A 16,141-nucleotide genomic window follows, 5' to 3' on the forward strand; every position below is an offset into this window, starting at 1 on the left:
TTACGGTGACTCTATGGCGGGCCGTACCTCTCAGGCGAGCCGGCGACGCGGCGCGTCGCCGCGCGGCACCACGAACAGTCGTGCCCGTCAGCCGGCGAAGAAGACCACCCGGGCGACGGCCCGGCGGCGACCGGCCCCCCGGCCCGCTCCGGCGGCGTACGTGGGCCGGGCCGTCGGGGCACTGTGGATGGGCCTGGCGCACGGGGTCGGCTGGGGCTTCCGGGCCGCCGGCCGGCAGGCCGCCTCCGCCCGGGAGCTGGACCCGGAACACCGCCGCGACGGTGCCGGTCTGCTGCTGTTCGGGCTGGCCATCCTGAGCGCGGTGGCGATCTGGTTCTCCGGCGCCGGCCCGTTCGGCGCGCGGCTGGCCGACACCGTACGCCTGTTCCTGGGCGCGATCGCGGTGGTGGTGCCGGTGCTGCTGATGATCGGCGCGTGGCGGCTGATGCGGACCCCGGTGGACCTGGAGCACCGGGGCCGGGGCCTGGTCGGCTGGGGCTCCATGCTGGTCGCCACGGCGGCGATGCTGCACATCGGACAGAATCCGGTCGACCCGGTGCAGCGTGACTACGCCGGTGGCCTCGTCGGCGCCGGCATCGGTAACCTGCTGGAGCGGGCGGTGACCGCCTGGGTGGCGATGCCGCTGCTGATCCTGCTGCTCGTCTTCGGCCTGCTGGTGGTGACCGCCACCCCGATCAATAAGATCCCGGAACGGCTCGGGCTGCTCGCCGGCACGCTGGTCGCCCCGCCCGAGGCCCCGACGGAGGAGGACGCGGAGCCGACGGAGGCCGTCGCGAAGCCGGCCCGTAAACGCCCGGCCCGCAAGGCTGCGCCCCCGCCGCCCGACCCGGACGACTTCGACGACGTCGGCCCGGAGGTCGACCTCCAGGAGACGATCGTGCTGCCCCGCCGGCCGGCGAGCCGGGTGCCGGCCAGCCGCAAGCCGGTGGAGCCGCCTGAGCACTCCGCCCCGCCCACCCGCGCCGAGCAGCTCGCGCTGACCGGGCTGGCCGGCGACTACGTGCTGCCGCCGGCCAACATGCTCACCGGTGGCGCGGCCCCGAAGACCCGCAGCAAGGCCAACGACGAGGTGATCGCCGCACTGACCGGCGTCTTCGACCAGTTCGGGGTGGACGCCGAGGTCACCGGCTTCACCCGGGGCCCCACCGTCACCCGGTACGAGGTCGAGCTGGGGCATGGGGTCAAGGTCGAGCGGATCACCCAGCTCTCCCGCAACATCGCGTACGCGGTGAAGTCGCCCGACGTACGCATCCTCAGCCCCATCCCGGGCAAGAGCGCGGTCGGGGTGGAGATCCCCAACACCGACCCGGAGAACGTCGCCCTCGGTGACGTGCTGCGGTCCCGGGCCGCCACCAGCGACCACCACCCGATGGTGGTGGCCCTCGGCAAGGACATCGAGGGCGGCTTCGTGGTGGCCAACCTCGCGAAGATGCCGCACATCCTGATCGCCGGTGCCACCGGCGCGGGCAAGTCGAGCTGCCTCAACACCCTGCTGGTGTCCATCCTGACCCGGGCCACGCCGGACGAGGTGCGGCTGCTGCTGATCGACCCCAAGCGGGTCGAGATGACCGGCTACGAGGGCATCCCGCACCTGGTCACCCCGATCGTGACCAACGCCAAGAAGGCGGCCGACTCGCTGGAGTGGGTCGTGCGCGAGATGGACATGCGCTACGACGACCTCGCCGCCAACGGGGTCCGGCACATCGACGACTTCAACCGCAAGGTGCGCAACGGCGAGATCAAGGCCCCACCGGGCAGCGAGCGGGAGATGCGGCCGTACCCGTACCTGCTGGTGATCGTGGACGAGCTGGCCGACCTGATGATGGTCGCCCCGCGCGACGTGGAGGACTCGGTCGTCCGGATCACCCAGCTCGCCCGCGCCGCCGGCATCCACCTGGTGCTGGCCACCCAGCGGCCGAGCGTCGACGTGGTCACCGGCCTGATCAAGGCGAACGTGCCGTCCCGGCTGGCGTTCGCCACCTCGTCGCTCGCCGACTCCCGGGTCATCCTCGACCAGCCGGGCGCGGAGAAGCTGCTCGGCCGGGGCGACGGGCTGTTCCTGCCGATGGGCGCGTCGAAGCCGGTCCGCATCCAGGGCGCCTGGGTGACCGAGCGCGAGATCGCCGACGTGGTGAAGTTCTGCAAGGACCAGCGCGAGCCGGAATTCCGCTCCGACGTGCTGGCCCCGGCGCAGGACAGCAAGAAGAAGATCGACGAGGACATCGGCGACGACCTGGACCTGCTGGTGCAGGCGGTGGAGCTGGTGGTGACCTCGCAGTTCGGCTCCACCTCGATGCTCCAGCGCAAGCTGCGGGTCGGCTTCGCCAAGGCGGGCCGGTTGATGGACCTGATGGAGACCCGGGGGGTGGTCGGCCCGTCCGAGGGTTCCAAGGCCCGCGACGTGCTGGTCAAGCCGGACGAGCTGGAAGAGGTCCTGGAGGGGCTGCGCGGCGACGTGGACTGAGCCTCCCTTAACCATCGTTTATCGGAAGAACGACAATCGAGGTATGGAGGTTCGTGGGGTGTCGGTGCCTTAGAGTGGGCATCCGATATCACCGGGGCCAGGGGGATCCGTGCCGGACGAAGTATCTGCTCGCAGTGCGGATTCCCGCGGCGCAGATACTCAGGGCACCTGGTCGTCCCTGGGGGGAATTCTGCTCCTCGTGGTGGGACTCGGAGCGGGCACCGTCTATCTTCTCGCCCTGGGAACGAAAGGGAACGATATCGCCCAGGTGCTGAGCCTCACGGCGGCCCTGGTGTCCCTTCTGGTCACCGTCTACGAAAAGAGATGGCGTCCCCGGGCGGCCCGCCCTCCCGTCCACCTACGGTGGCGGCGGTTGTGGGTGGCTATCGTGGCGGCGGTCCTGGCCTGTGTGTGCACCGTGGTGGTGTGGCGGGTCAGTGGGCGCAACAATCTCAACGTCACCGTCGACATGGCCGAGGCCGTGCCCGTTGCCGCCTTCGGCCCCGGCACCGAGTTGACGCTGCCGGTACCCGGTGACCCCCCTCGACGGCGATGGCTGGCGTTGACGCTCGCTCTCGAAAACGTTCAGGAGACCGGCAACTGCGCAGGGCCGGCAGTGCTGACTCTGCAGCCGACCGTCGACGGGGTGGCGGCGGCAACGGTCCAGGTGCGCTCGGGCAAGGAGGCGAAGTTGCCCCTGGCCGGTGCGACCAGGCGGGCGGAGGTCAAGGTCGGTGTCCGACGCGACGACTCCGAGTGCTCCTACCGGTTGGTCGTGCAACAGGCAGTTCTCTTCAACTAGCCCAGGGAGTCGCCGATGGCGGGGTGGCGCAAGTGGTCGTGGGTGGGGCCGGCGTTCGTGATGCTTCTCGCCGGCTGCCCTGCTGCGCCGGTGGTGGAGCCGACAGCAACCCCGACGCCGGTGGTGCGGCCGGGCGGTCCGCTCGTCAAGTCCATCGGCGTGGATGGGGACCAGCCCGGCTTCAGTCTGATGACCGGAGTGGGGAAATTCGACGGTTTCGATGCCGAGCTGGTGCAATGGTTGGTGGATCAGCGTGATTGGAACGCGAAGCCCTTCGTGGTGGCCTCCAGGTTCCGTGAGAAGGTCATCCAGGAAGACGTCGCCGGCGAGACCATCGTCATATCCACGTACTCGATCACCGACAAACGTCGCACCTTGGTAGGGATGGCCGGCCCTATCTCAAAACCCGACAGGGCGTGTTGGTGCGGGCCGGCGACAAACGTATCCAGTCCACAGACGATCTGCAGCCGATGTCGGTGTGTACGGTGGCCGGCACCACCTCCGAGGAGCAACTTGGTGAACAGGGGGTCACCAGGCTCACGCTGCTCGACGGTTTCCAGGAGTGCGTCGATCGGCTGAAGGCACGCCAGGTGGATGCGGTCTCCACGGACCTGTTGATCCTGTACGGATTCGTCAGGGCTGAGGCGGGGGCGGTGGAGGTGGTGCCGGATCTCTCCTTCGGCAAGTCCGAGGAGTACGGCATCGGCTTCAAGCGTGGCGACATGGCGATGTGCAAGCTGCTTACTGAGTCGATCAGAACGTTCATCAACAGCGGAACCTGGCGCACGTACTACCGTAACCATGACTTTCCGCCGGAACTGGAGGACGCCAGTCGACCCGATCCGCGCAACCTCGACCCCTGCTGAACGCAGGGCCTGCCGGGGTGCCGGCAGGCCCTGCGCGAAGAGGTGTCGGGTCAGCTGTTCAGCATGGCGCTGATCAGCACGAGGCTCAGGACGATGGCGGCCACGTTCGCGGCGGCCGCGTACCAGCCGAGTGGCTTGTCGCCGAGCACCGCACCGACGATGCCGAGCGCCAGGCCGATGATGCCGAAGATGACCGGCGCGATCAGCAGCGCGACGACGGCGAAGACGAACGCCAGGATGGTGCAGATGCGGGCGGCGTTGGTACGCGGGCGGGCGGGGGCGTGGGTGTCGGCCATGACGTCCTCCGTGGTCGGGGGCTGGTTGCTGTGGTGATCGATCACTACCCACACCGGACGGAAACTACGCACCGGGCGGCGATGCGGTGCCGGCGCGGGAATTCCGGTCGATCCGGGGCCGGACGGTATGACAGGGTCACCCGATGCCGGCATCCCGTCGTGACCTGCTGCGGTCGCAGTTCGAGCTGACCTGGTCCCTGTTCGAGTACCACCTGGAACGTCTGGAGCCGGCGGACCTGCTCTGGGAGCCGGTGCCGCACTGCTGGACGATGCGCCCGGCTGCCGACGGTGGATGGGTGCCGGACTGGGCGGACGTCGAGCCCGACCCGGTCCCCGTCCCGACGATCGGCTGGATCACCTGGCACATCGGCTGGTGGTGGACGGTCGCCGTGGACCATGCGCGGGGGCGTCGGCCGCGGGAGCGTACCGAGATCGACTGGCCCGGTGACCGGGACCGGACGGTGGCATGGCTGGGCGACCTGCGTACCGCGTGGTTGGCGGTGTTGGACCAGCTCGGCGACGCCGATCTCGACGCGACCGCGTCGTTCCCGTGGCGGGACGACCCGGCGTACACCGTGGCCCACATGGTCGGCTGGGTGAACGCCGAGCTGATGAAGAACGTCGCCGAGATCGGTCAGCTCCGGCTGCTGCGGCACGCGGGCGACGCGCCCTGACCCGGGCGGTTCCCCGGGCCCGCTCAGTGGAAGAGCTTGAGGCCGATCACGCCGGCCACCACCAGCAGCAGGCTGAGCAGCCGGGGCAGGCTCGTCGACTCGCCGAGGGCGACCATGCCGACCACGGCGGTGCCGACCGCCCCGATGCCCACCCAGACCGCGTAGCCGGTGCCGACGGGGATGTCGCGCAGCGCGTACGCCAGGCCGGCCATGCTGGCGACCAGGGTGACCGCGAAGACGGCCGAGGGCAGCGGCCGGGTGAACCCGGCGCTGCGGTCGAGGGAGACCGCCCACGCGGTCTCCAGGAGTCCGGAGAGCACCAGCACGATCCAGGCCATCGGGCATCACCTCGGGGGTGCGGGTCCCGGGCCGTCGGCCGGGGACGAGTCGGTCAGGTACGGGGCGTCTTGGCCTGACCGGGTACGCCCGCGACTCGTCCGGGGTGGCCGCGCGGGCCACCACGACCGACGCTAGCACCGCCGGCCGCCGGGGTGGGGTGATCCTCCCCACCACACCTTGAGTTGAAGTCAGCTTGAGGTCGCAGCATGGGGAGCATGACGCTGCTCTTCGACGACCGGCAGGTCGCCGCCACCCTGGACTCGCCGACCACCGTCGCGGCGATGCGGGACGCCCTGCTGGCCGCCCACGCCGGCCGGCTCGTCGCGCCACCCCGGGCCTCCGCACCGCTGGCCGGCGGGCGGATGGTGCTCACCGCCGGGCAGCTCACCGACGAGTGGTACGGCTTCCGCTCGTACGACACCCTCGGCCACCCGGCCGGCGAGCAACTGGTGGTGCTGCACGACGCCCGGACGGGCGCGGTACGGGCCATCGCCGTCGGCGCGGAGCTGGGCTCCCGGCGTACCGGTGGGCTGGGCGCGGTGGCCGTCGACGCGCTGGCCCGCCCGGACGCCGCCACCCTGGGCGTGATCGGCTCCGGCGGTCAGGCGTGGACGCAGGTGTGGGCGACCGCCGCCGTCCGGCCCCTGCGTGAGGTGACCGTGCACAGCCGCTCGGTGGCCCGCCGCGAGGCGTTCGCCGCCCGGGTCCGCGCCGAGCTGGGGATACCCGCCCGCGCCGTCGGCTGCGCCGCCGAGGCGGTCCGCGACCGGGACGTGGTGGTGCTCGCCACCACCAGCGTCACCCCGGTGCTGGCCGCCGCCGACCTCGCCCCGGGCACCCACGTCAACACCGTCGGCTTCAAGCAGGTGCACCGGCACGAGTTCGGCACCGACCTGCTCGACGCCGCCGACGTGCTGGTCACCGACTCGCCGGCCCAGGCGGCGGCGTACGACCCGCCGATGCTGACCGCCGTCGGGCCGTACCCGGGCAGGTTGCGTGACCTGGGGGCGGTGCTGGCCGGCGCGGTCCCCGGCCGCACCGGCGCGGACCAGGTGTCGGTGTTCTGCTCCACCGGCCTGGCCGGCACCGAGGTCGCCCTGCTGGACCGGCTGGTCCGGGTGGGCGCGACGCCGGTCTGACCGCCGGCGCGTCCGGGGAGGGTGAACCGGCCGACACCGCACGCCGCCGTCGGTCGGGCCCGCGACGTCGCCCGGTACCCTCGGATGGTGTCCGCCACCCCCACGCCTGACAACGCCGGCCCGTCGCGGCCCGCCCCGCAGCCGTCGCCCGCCGACGGTCGACGGGTCGCCCTGCTGACCCTGGGCTGCGCCCGCAACGAGGTCGACTCGGAGGAGCTGGCCGCCCGGCTGCACGCCGACGGCTGGCAGGTCACCACCGACGGCGAGGGCGCCGACGTGGTGGTCGTCAACACCTGCGGGTTCGTGGAGAAGGCCAAGCAGGACTCGATCCAGACGCTGCTCGCCGCCGCCGACACCGGGGCGAAGGTGGTCGCCGCCGGTTGCATGGCCGAACGGTACGGCCGGGAGCTGGCCGACAGCCTCCCCGAGGCGCAGGCGGTGCTCAGCTTTGACGACTACCCCGACATCGCCGCCCGGCTCGACTCGGTGCTGGCCGGCGAGGCGATCGGCGCGCACACCCCCCGGGACCGCCGCGAACTGCTGCCGCTCACCCCGGTCAACCGGCGCGAGTCGGCGGTGTCGCTGCCCGGCCACGGCACCCCCACCCGGGCGACGATGGAGACCGACGAGCACACCCCCGCACACCTGCGGCAGGTGCTGCGCCGTCGGCTCGACACCGGCCCGGTGGCCTCGCTGAAGCTGGCCAGCGGCTGCGACCGGCGGTGCGCGTTCTGCGCGATCCCCGCGTTCCGGGGCGCGTTCGTCTCGCGTACCCCCGACGAGCTGCTGGCCGAGGCGGAGTGGCTGGCCAAGACGGGCGTCCGCGAGCTGGTGCTGGTCAGCGAGAACTCCACCTCGTACGGCAAGGACCTGGGCGACCCGCGCGCGCTGGAGAAGCTGCTGCCGCAGCTCGCCGCGATCGACGGCATCGTCCGGGTGCGGGCCAGCTACCTCCAGCCCGCCGAGACCCGCCCCGGCCTGGTCGAGGCGATCGCCACCACCCCCGGCGTGGCCGCCTACTTCGACCTGTCGTTCCAGCACTCCAGCGAGCCGGTGCTGCGCCGGATGCGCCGGTTCGGCTCCACCGACCGGTTCCTGGAGCTGCTGGCCAGCGCCCGCGCCCTGGCCCCGGAGGCGGGCGCGCGGAGCAACTTCATCGTCGGCTTCCCCGGCGAGACCCGGCAGGACGTGGCCGAGCTGACCCGCTTCCTGACCGAGGCGCGGCTCGACGCGATCGGCGTGTTCGACTACAGCGACGAGGACGGCACCGAGGCCGCCGGCCTGCCCGGCAAGCTCTCCGCCGCCACCGTCAAGCGCCGCTACGACCGGCTCGCCGCGCTCGCCGACGAGTTGTGCTCGCAGCGGGCCGAGGAGCGGCTCGGCAGCACCGTCGAGGTGCTGGTCGACACGGTCGACGACGGTGTGGTGGAGGGCCGGGCGGCGCACCAGGCCCCCGAGGTCGACGGCTCGACCACCCTGGTCGCCCCGGTCGGCGGCGGCGTCGACCTGACCGCGTTGCGCCCCGGTGACCTGGTCCGGGCCACGGTCACCGCGACCGAGGGCGTCGACCTGGTGGCCGTGCCGGATGAGATGATCTCGGCGGCGCCCGGCGCGGAACGGTGACGGTGGGCCCGGACGGAGCGGGGGAGCCAGGTGGGGCGGTGCCAGGTGGTCCGGAGCGGGGCGCGGCGGTGACCGGGGCGGCGGAGTCCGCGCCGCCGGTGGCCCGGGTGCCGGTGCTCAACGCGGCCAACGGCCTGACCCTGCTGCGGCTGGTGCTGGTGCCGGTCTTCGCCGCGTCGGTGGTCGCCTCCGGCATGACCCACACCGGGTGGCGGATCGCCGCCTGCCTGATCTTCGCGTTCGCCTCGATGACCGACCTGGTGGACGGCTGGATCGCCCGCCGCTTCGGCCTGGTCACCTCGGTCGGCAAGGTGGCCGACCCGATCGCCGACAAGGCACTCACCGGCGCGGCCCTGGTGCTGCTCTCCGTCTACGACCGGCTGCCCTGGTGGGTGACGGTGCTGATCCTCGTCCGCGAGCTGGGCATCACCGGGCTGCGGTTCTGGGTGATCCGGCACGGCGTGATCGCCGCCAGCCGGGGCGGCAAGCTCAAGACGGCGTTGCAGATCCTGGCCATCGCCTGGTACCTGTGGCCGATGCCGGCGGCCCTCGCCGCCGTCGGGCCCTGGATCATGGCCGCCGCCGTGCTGGTCACCGTGGTCACCGGCTTCGACTACGTCGCCCAGGCCCTGCGCCTGCGCCGCCCCCGCTCCTGACCGGGGCTTCCCCACCTCACCTCGCGCGCCATGCGGCCCGCGCGCGGCCGGCGTCAATCCCCGGCCGGCCACCGTCGGCTCCCGGCCCCGTGCCGTAATCCCGGGTCGGCGGGACGGCTGTCCCTGCCGGCCGGGACGTCCCGCCCCGCAGAGTCGTCACCGCACCGGCCCTGTGCCCGGTGTGGCGTCGGCCCGGTCGGATCGACGCCCGGTGACGGCGGGCGCGGTCGCGCCCGCAGGCGGGAGGAGCAGCGGTGGGGACAGCGACGAGACATGCCCGGGGGCGGTCCCCGGGCGGCGGGTGGCGCAGCCGCCGGCTGTGGGCGGCGGGCCTGACGGCGGTGCTGGCGGTCACCATGCACCAGGCCCCGGCCCGCGCCGCCGACCCGGTGCCGTTCGACGAGCAGGCGGTGCACGGGGCGCTGTTCGGGGCGGTGGTGCAGCTGCGCGACGCCGGGGCGGCCGGGCTGAAGGACGCCCTGCTCACCGCCGAGCTGCTGGATTGGCGTACCGGCCAGCCGGGTGCCGACGCGACACAGGTGGCGGGGCACGTGGCCACCACCCGGGTGGTCGCCGACGCGGCGGTCGGCGACGCGCGGGCCGAGGACCGGTCCCGGTTCGCCGTGGCGATGGCGGTACTGGCCCGGCTCGGCGAGTCCAGCGGCGCGGTGACCACCGGCCCGGCGGTGCGGGCCTTCCTGGCCAGCACGGTCGGCGCGGAGGGCGCGAACGTGGTGCCGGACGCGTTGAACCTGGTCCGGGGCGGCTACCAGGACGCGGCGTGGAACGCCCGTTCCCGGGACCTGGTCCAGGACACCTGGCGGGAGCTGCACCGGCGGGCCGCCACCGACGACGCGCTGGCCACCGGCTGGGACAGCGCGTTCGCCGGGCGCACCGGCACCGGGGTGCGTACCCCGGTCGACGGGTTGCTGGCCGCGCGGATCCACGAGCCGCGTGCCGACGGCAACACCGGCACCCTCGGCTACTACGTGCCGCTGTCCGCGATCCGCGACGTCCGCGGTGACGCGACCGCCTTCAAGGCGCTGGTGCAGGAGCGGGCGTACGCGACGCTGAAGGTGCTCGACACCGACGGCAACAACCGGATCACCGAGGTGGTCGGCTACGCCACCACGTACCCGCTCAATCAGGACCCGAAGCCCAGCCAGGCGGTCATCGACGCGGAGAAGGCGAAGACCGAGTCCAACCGCAAGATCTTCGAGGGGCTCGGGTCCACCGTCACGGTGCTGTCCACCCTGGTCGGCTTCGTCGACAAGAAGTTCGGCAAGCAGTTGGAGACCATCGGCAAGGCCGTGGTGACCTCGGTGACCGCGATCAACACGTACGTGACGACGGTGCTCGGGCAGGGGCTGACCATGGCCGCCACGGCGATGGGCACGGCGGTGCTGACCGGCAACCTGCTCGGCGCGGCGGTGAGCCTGATCGGCCTGTTCGCCGGGGGCGGTGACCCGAACGCCGCGATCCAGGCGGAGATCGGCAAGCTGCGCCAGCAGATCGACCGGCTGGCCAAGGGGATCGACAAGCGGTTCGACCGGATCGAGTCGGCGCTCAAGGAGATGTACGCCGGGTTGGTCGCCCAGCTCGACGCGCTCACCAAGGGCCTCGACGAGGTACGCGCCAACCTGGGCCGGATCGCCACCCAGTTGCAGACCATCGAACGCAAGGTCGACTCGATGGCGCTCGCCACCCACGTGGCCCTGGAGAACATCGCCAAGAGCCAGCTCAACCAGGTGATCACCACGTACGTGCACCACAAGGAGATCACCGGGCAGCCGATCCCGGACTACCTGGGCACCTACTTCCCGAAGGCCGAGTCGCCGACCTTCACCTTCGCCACCGTCAACGCCGCCGACGAGGGCACCTTCACCGCGCCGGCCGGCACCAGCCTCGCCGACCCGGTCAGCGTGCTCGACACCCACCTGCCCGCCGGCTCGATCAACTACCTGGGCCAGTGGGCGCGTAACCGGGTCGGCGGCACCTGGACCGTCGGCCCGGTCGCCAACGCCGCCGCCTGGTCCACCGCCGCCCGGGTCTACAACATCCTGCAACTGGAGAACCCGCAGTTCGCCGCGCAGGTGGCCGCCGGGCGGGGCGACGCCGTCGCCGAGACCGGGCGGACCATCAACGAGCGGGTGCGGCAGTTCAGCCAGCCGACCGCCGACGGCGGCACCAACCCGTTGTTCACCGCGCTGATGGCCGACTACCGCACCGCGGTCGCCGGCTGGAACGCCCAGGTGGAGAACGTCCGCAAGGCGGTGGTGTGGAACGGCAGCGACACCCTGCCGGTGCACGACATGTGGGGCAGCCCGGACCAGGAACTCCCGGCCGCGAACCGCATTCCCGAGGCCGAGTCGATCGGCGGGTGCGGCCCGACCCGGGTCGGCCGGCCGATCCCGTCCACGCTCCGCCGCAGCAACCTGCCCAACGCGTTCCACCTGGCCCGCCACGCCATGCCGCCGGGGCACGCCCCGGAGTTCTCCACCTGCTACGACGCGAACTTCGTCAACGTCGAGGAGCACGAGGGGCCCCGGTTCCAGACCACCACCGGCGACCTCCAGATCACCCTGCGGTCGCGGGTGAAGTGGGCCGGCGGGGACTGGCAGGAGGTGCAGACCGCCACCCGGGTGTTCCCCATCGGCACGTTCTGCTCGTGGGACGTCCGGTCCCCGATCCCGCAGGGCTACTGCTACGACGAGAACAAGTACCTCACCGACCGGTGGGCGGGGACGTACAAGCCGGCGTTCGAGTCGGCGGCGATCCCGGTCGTCGCCACCCAGGCGACGTCCGCCCGCAGCAAGGCCGCCGCGATGCTGTCCGGCCGGCAGAAGTACTTCTACCGGGTGATGCGGGCCGGCACCGGGCCGAACCCGCCGAGCAGCGACACCTGGGAGGTGTCCCGGGTGCTCTGGCAGAAGGGCAAGGCGGTCTCCGACGCGCTGCGGCTGTTGCAGGCGTACACCGAACTGGGCTGGGGGACCGCGCTGGAACTCGACGACAGCCTCGCCGGCCTGCTCTACGGCGGCCAGGGGCTGCCCGCCGACTACAGCCGCCCGCGCAGCGACGGCGACCAGTCGGCGCACCAGCACCTGCGCAACGCGATGACGCAGGCGGTGGAGAACTACGCTGACTGCGTCCAGACGTTCGACTGGAACCCGTGCGACGGGGAACGGTCGGGTTTCGACCCGCTGCGCGACCAGGGCCAGTACGGCGTCGGCTGCGCCCAGGCCAGCGTGCCGGACAAGCCGCGTGACCCGCTGAGCGCCTGCCTGGCCGGCGCGGCGTTCGTCCGGGTCGGCCAGCTCGGCCAGCGCTACGACCACTGGTCGTCCCGGGTGCGTTCCGGCGGGCACACCGAGGGGCTGCCGGAGGTGACCGCGGCGACCGACATGACCCGGGCGACCACGGTGAGCGTGCACCCGGCGGGCTGACCGCGCGTCGACCGGGAAGGGCCCCGTCGGCCCGAGCGGGTGGGACCCTTCCCCCGCCCGCCGGGCCGGCCGGGGCCCTTCCCCGGCGTCGCGCGCCCCGTCCCCGTCGCGGGCCGGGCCTTGCCGGTCGCCGGCCGCGCGGGGCGCTTCCCACCGGGCACCGCGCGGGGCGCGCTTCCCCGGGTCACCGGGCGGGCCGCCGTCCGATCGGTCCCGCCGGGCCGGGACATCCGACCCGGGTCGGCGGGACAGCCGGCGGGTGACGATGGCGCGACCGTCCACCCCGCCGGCCCGCCCGGCGGTGCCACTGTGGACTGTCGACCACCTACGCTGCGGCGGACGGGTGCCGGGCGACCGGTCCCGCCGTCCAGGTACGGCACCCGAGGAGTGATCATGACCCTGACCGCTGGCGACGACCGACGGATCGTGCTGATCGCGGCCGACGACACGTTCTGCCACGTCTACCAGGACCTGTCCGACCTGCTGTCGACCGCCGACCACGGCGAGAAGCTCGCCGGGGCCGTCGAGTTCTTCGACGTCACCGGGAGGCGGCTGCACCCGGTCTACTCCGCCGACTGGCGGCTGGAGGCCCTCGACGCCGGCACCGCCCCGGCGCAGCCCGAGGCCGTCCGGCAGCGGTTGACCGCGGTGCTCGCCCACGTGGCGCAGTACGTCCGCAGCCACCCGGACGTACTCACCCGCTCCCGGATCACCCTGGAGCAGGCCCTGGCCCAACTGCCCCGGCTGGACGGCCCGGACCTGCCGCACGACATCGGCACCCTGCCCGACCACCTCGAACACGACACCGGCAACTGGCTGCACAACGCGATGCACGCCGCCGGCTGGGCCGACTGACCGATCCCACCACCGACCGACACCCCGGAGGGCCTGCCGTGCCGTCGCCCATCGCCGTGCTGTCCCCGTCCCGCCGGGTCCTGGCCGGGGCGGGCCTGGTCGTCGCCGGGCTCGTCCTGGCCGGGCAGTGGTGGCACCCGCAGCCGGCGGCCCTCGGGCCGGCGGCGCTGACCGGCACGATCGCGGTCGCGTTCACCGCGCTCGGCGCGCTGGTGCTCGCCGGGCTGCCCGGTCACCCGGTCGGCCGGCTGATGCTGGCCGCCGGACTGGTCGCCGGGACGGCGGTGCTGGCGTTGAGCTGGCCGGCGGTCACCCCGCTGGCCTGGCTGGGGCAGTGGCTCTGGTGGCCGCCGTACGGGCTGATCTTCCTGGCCCTGCTGGTCTTCCCGGACGGCCGGCTGCCGGGCCGGGGGTTCCGGCCGGTCGCGGTCGGGTTGGTGGTCACCACGGCGGTGGCGGCCGTGGCGCTGGCGGTGGCCGCGACCAGCGACCCCCGGGGCCTGCTGCTGTCCGCGACGACGGCCGCCGACCCGACCGCGCGGCTGCTGGTCCGGGTCGCCCTGCTGACCGTCGGGGTGGAGCTGCTGCTGGTGGTCGCCGTGCTGGTGGCGCTCGCCCGCCGCTTTCGACGGGCCGTCGGCGAGGCCCGCCAGCAGCTCGCCTGCCTGCTGGCCGCCGGGGCGCTGTTCCTGCTGGGCTTCCTGCTGGACTGGCTCAACCTGTCCGGCGCGTGGGTGCTGATGGTGATCGCGATCCCGGGCGCGATGACGCTGGCCGTGCTCCGCTACCGGCTCTACGGCCTGGAACAGGTGATCAACCGGACCCTGGTCTGGCTGGTGATGAGCCTGCTGGTGATCGCCGCCTTCGTCGGGGTGGTCACCCTGCTGCGGGACCTCGTGCTGCGCGGGGACACCTCGAACGCCTCACTGGTGGCCACCGGGCTGATCGCGGTGACCTTCGAACCGCTGCGGCGGCGGGTGCAGCGCGGGGTGAACCGGCTGCTCTACGGCGACCGCGACGAGCCGTACGCGGTGCTGGCCCGCCTCGGTGACCTGCTGGAGCGGACGGTCCAGCCGGAGGCGGTGCTGCCGCTGCTGACCGGCACCATCGCCCGCTCGCTCCAGGTGCCGTACGTGGCGGTTGAGCTCGGCGGGGACCGTGCCGACGACGGGCGGCCCACCCGGGTGCACGCCGCGCACGGCCGGGCCACCACCACCCTGGAACGCTTCGACATGGTGACCCACGGGGAGCGGGTGGGACGCCTGGTGGTGGCCCGCCGGGCACCCGGCACCCGGTTCACCCCGGTCGAGCGGCGGCTGCTCAGTGACGTCGCGTTGCACGCCTCGGTGGCCGCCGCGACCGCCCGGCTGATCCGCGACCTGCGCGACTCCCGGGAACGCCTGGTCACCGCCCGGGAGGAGGAGCGCCGCCGGCTGCGCCGGGACCTGCACGACGGGCTCGGCCCGACCCTGGCCGGCATGTCGATGCAGGTACGCGCGGCCCGCAAGCTCGCCGCCGTCGACCAGGCCCGGCTGGCCCGCATCCTCGACGGGCTCGCCGACGACCTGCTCACCTGCACCTGGGAGGTACGCCAACTGGTCGACCAGCTCCGTCCGGCGGCCCTGGACCGGGGGTTGGAGTCGGCGCTGCGGGCCGAGTGCCAGCGCTTCGACGGCCCGACCCTGACCGTGCGGCTGAGCGTGGCGGACCCGCTGCACGGGCTGCCGGCGGCGGTGGAGGTGGCGGCGTACCGGATCGTCGGCGAGGCACTGGCCAACACGGCCCGGCACGCCGGGGCGACCTGCTGCGACGTGGTGGTGCGCCGGGGCCGGTCGCTGGTCGTGGAGGTGTCCGACGACGGCACCGGCATCGTCGCCCGCCGGACCGGCGGCGTCGGGCTGGACTCGATCCGGGAGCGGGCCGCCGAGCTGGGCGGCGGCAGCGACATCGTCGACCGCGACCCGCACGGCACCCTGATCCGCGTCCGGCTCCCCCTGCCCCCCGCCCCGCCCGCTCCCGGTGATCAAGAGGTTCGCGTCAGAATCCGCCCGGAGGATGACGCGAACCTCTTGATCACCGAAGGTCCCCCGGTGCTGGAGGATGACGCGGACCTCTCGATCACCGGAGGTCCCGGGGTGGAGCAGAGTGCTGCGGGAGGGGGAGGGCAGTGACGGGAGAGGGGACTCGTGGCGGGCCGGTCCGGGTGCTGATCGTGGACGACCACCCGGTGGTCCGCCGTGGCCTGCGGACGATGCTGGAGGGCGAGACCTGGGTCGACGGCGTGCTGGAGGCCGCCACCTGTGCCGAGGCGATCGGCATCGCGTCGACCGAGTCCGTCGGGGTGGTCGCGATGGACGTGGCGCTGCCGGACGGCGACGGTGTGGAGGCGACCCGGCGGATCGTCCAGGGCCGGCCGGAGATCCGGGTGCTGATGGTGACCATGACCGACGACGAGGACGTGGTCGGTCGGGCGTTGCGGGCCGGTGCGCGGGGCTACGTGCTCAAGGACACCGACCCGGATGTGATCGTCGACGCGCTGCGGACGGTGGCCGGCGGCGGGCTCGTCCTCGGCCCCCGGGTCGGTCCGCAGGTGCTGACCAGCCTGCGCCGCCAGCCGGTCGAGCTGCCGCCCCCGTTCGACCGGCTCACCCCGCGCGAGCGGGACATCCTGCGCCGGCTGGCCGGCGGCGACACCAATGCCCGGATCGCCCGCCACTTCGGGCTCAGCGAGAAGACGGTCCGCAACCAGCTGTCGGCCGTCTTCGCCAAGCTCGGGGTGGCCGACCGGGTCCAGGCCGCCCTGCTCGCCCGGGACGCCGGCCTCACCGGCTGACCCTGATCCGGCGGGCGGGAGCGGATCCGACGATGCCGCCCGGACGCCGCACCGGCGGGGCGGGAACTGACACGATGATCGGTCGGGCCGACATGAGTAGCAGGGTGACGTCGGGGAAGGAGGACGG

Annotated in this window: 13 protein-coding genes and 1 riboswitch; of the genes, 11 read left to right on the forward strand and 2 right to left on the reverse strand. The window is 73.2% G+C overall.

Annotated features, from left to right (window positions below):
- Positions 1 to 13 precede the first annotated feature (13 nt).
- From JQN84_RS03720 to JQN84_RS03730, 3 genes are all read left to right on the forward strand, one after another.
- Positions 14 to 2,485 carry an FtsK/SpoIIIE family DNA translocase gene (locus JQN84_RS03720; RefSeq protein WP_204956950.1) on the forward strand — a complete coding sequence of 824 codons (2,472 nt, stop codon included), beginning with the start codon at positions 14 to 16 and terminating at the stop codon, positions 2,483 to 2,485.
- Positions 2,486 to 2,687: 202 nt separating this feature from the next.
- On the forward strand, positions 2,688 to 3,287 hold the full coding sequence (locus JQN84_RS03725; protein ID WP_204956951.1) for a hypothetical protein: 600 nt from the start codon (positions 2,688 to 2,690) through the stop codon (positions 3,285 to 3,287).
- 422 nt (positions 3,288 to 3,709) lie between these two features.
- Complete coding sequence (locus tag JQN84_RS03730) at positions 3,710 to 4,153, forward strand: type 2 periplasmic-binding domain-containing protein (protein WP_204956952.1); 444 nt, start codon at positions 3,710 to 3,712, stop codon at positions 4,151 to 4,153.
- Positions 4,154 to 4,203: 50 nt separating this feature from the next.
- On the opposite strand, the gene JQN84_RS03735 is transcribed toward JQN84_RS03730, so the two are convergent.
- Positions 4,204 to 4,449, reverse strand: a complete 246-nt coding sequence (locus tag JQN84_RS03735) for a hypothetical protein (RefSeq protein WP_204956953.1) — start codon at positions 4,447 to 4,449, stop codon at positions 4,204 to 4,206.
- A gap of 143 nt (positions 4,450 to 4,592) precedes the next feature.
- Between JQN84_RS03735 and JQN84_RS03740 the strand changes: the two genes are divergently transcribed.
- Positions 4,593 to 5,123 (forward strand): DinB family protein, encoded by a 531-nt coding sequence (locus tag JQN84_RS03740; protein WP_204956955.1) that lies wholly within the window; start codon positions 4,593 to 4,595, stop codon positions 5,121 to 5,123.
- A 23-nt stretch (positions 5,124 to 5,146) separates the two neighbouring features.
- Here JQN84_RS03740 and JQN84_RS03745 read toward each other — a convergent pair whose 3' ends face one another.
- Positions 5,147 to 5,461: a DMT family transporter gene (locus JQN84_RS03745; RefSeq protein ID WP_204956957.1), complete on the reverse strand. Its 315-nt coding sequence runs from the start codon at positions 5,459 to 5,461 to the stop codon at positions 5,147 to 5,149.
- A gap of 58 nt (positions 5,462 to 5,519) precedes the next feature.
- Positions 5,520 to 5,586, reverse strand: a riboswitch (guanidine-III (ykkC-III) riboswitch).
- A gap of 91 nt (positions 5,587 to 5,677) precedes the next feature.
- Here JQN84_RS03745 and JQN84_RS03750 point away from each other — a divergent pair.
- The 7 genes from JQN84_RS03750 (at position 5,678) to JQN84_RS03780 (ending at position 16,014) form a co-directional block, all read left to right on the forward strand.
- Positions 5,678 to 6,601, forward strand: coding sequence for an ornithine cyclodeaminase family protein (locus JQN84_RS03750; protein WP_204957322.1), 924 nt, complete (start codon positions 5,678 to 5,680; stop codon positions 6,599 to 6,601).
- Between the two features lie 84 nt (positions 6,602 to 6,685).
- A complete protein-coding gene (rimO, locus tag JQN84_RS03755; RefSeq protein ID WP_204956958.1) occupies positions 6,686 to 8,224 on the forward strand; it encodes a 30S ribosomal protein S12 methylthiotransferase RimO in 1,539 nt (512 codons plus the stop codon).
- Positions 8,225 to 8,292: 68 nt separating this feature from the next.
- A complete protein-coding gene (pgsA, locus tag JQN84_RS03760; protein ID WP_204957323.1) occupies positions 8,293 to 8,880 on the forward strand; it encodes a CDP-diacylglycerol--glycerol-3-phosphate 3-phosphatidyltransferase in 588 nt (195 codons plus the stop codon).
- Positions 8,881 to 9,134: 254 nt separating this feature from the next.
- A complete protein-coding gene (locus JQN84_RS03765) occupies positions 9,135 to 12,326 on the forward strand; it encodes a hypothetical protein (RefSeq protein WP_204956960.1) in 3,192 nt (1,063 codons plus the stop codon).
- Between the two features lie 393 nt (positions 12,327 to 12,719).
- Positions 12,720 to 13,181 carry a hypothetical protein gene (locus tag JQN84_RS03770; protein WP_204956961.1) on the forward strand — a complete coding sequence of 154 codons (462 nt, stop codon included), beginning with the start codon at positions 12,720 to 12,722 and terminating at the stop codon, positions 13,179 to 13,181.
- 38 nt (positions 13,182 to 13,219) lie between these two features.
- A complete protein-coding gene (locus JQN84_RS03775) occupies positions 13,220 to 15,352 on the forward strand; it encodes a sensor histidine kinase (RefSeq protein WP_307820988.1) in 2,133 nt (710 codons plus the stop codon).
- A gap of 41 nt (positions 15,353 to 15,393) precedes the next feature.
- Positions 15,394 to 16,014 carry a response regulator gene (locus tag JQN84_RS03780; protein ID WP_281899672.1) on the forward strand — a complete coding sequence of 207 codons (621 nt, stop codon included), beginning with the start codon at positions 15,394 to 15,396 and terminating at the stop codon, positions 16,012 to 16,014.
- Positions 16,015 to 16,141 lie beyond the last annotated feature (127 nt).

Origin of the sequence: Micromonospora humidisoli, assembly GCF_016900955.1 — a bacterium.
Taxonomy (GTDB): Bacteria; Actinomycetota; Actinomycetes; order Mycobacteriales; family Micromonosporaceae; genus Micromonospora; species Micromonospora wenchangensis.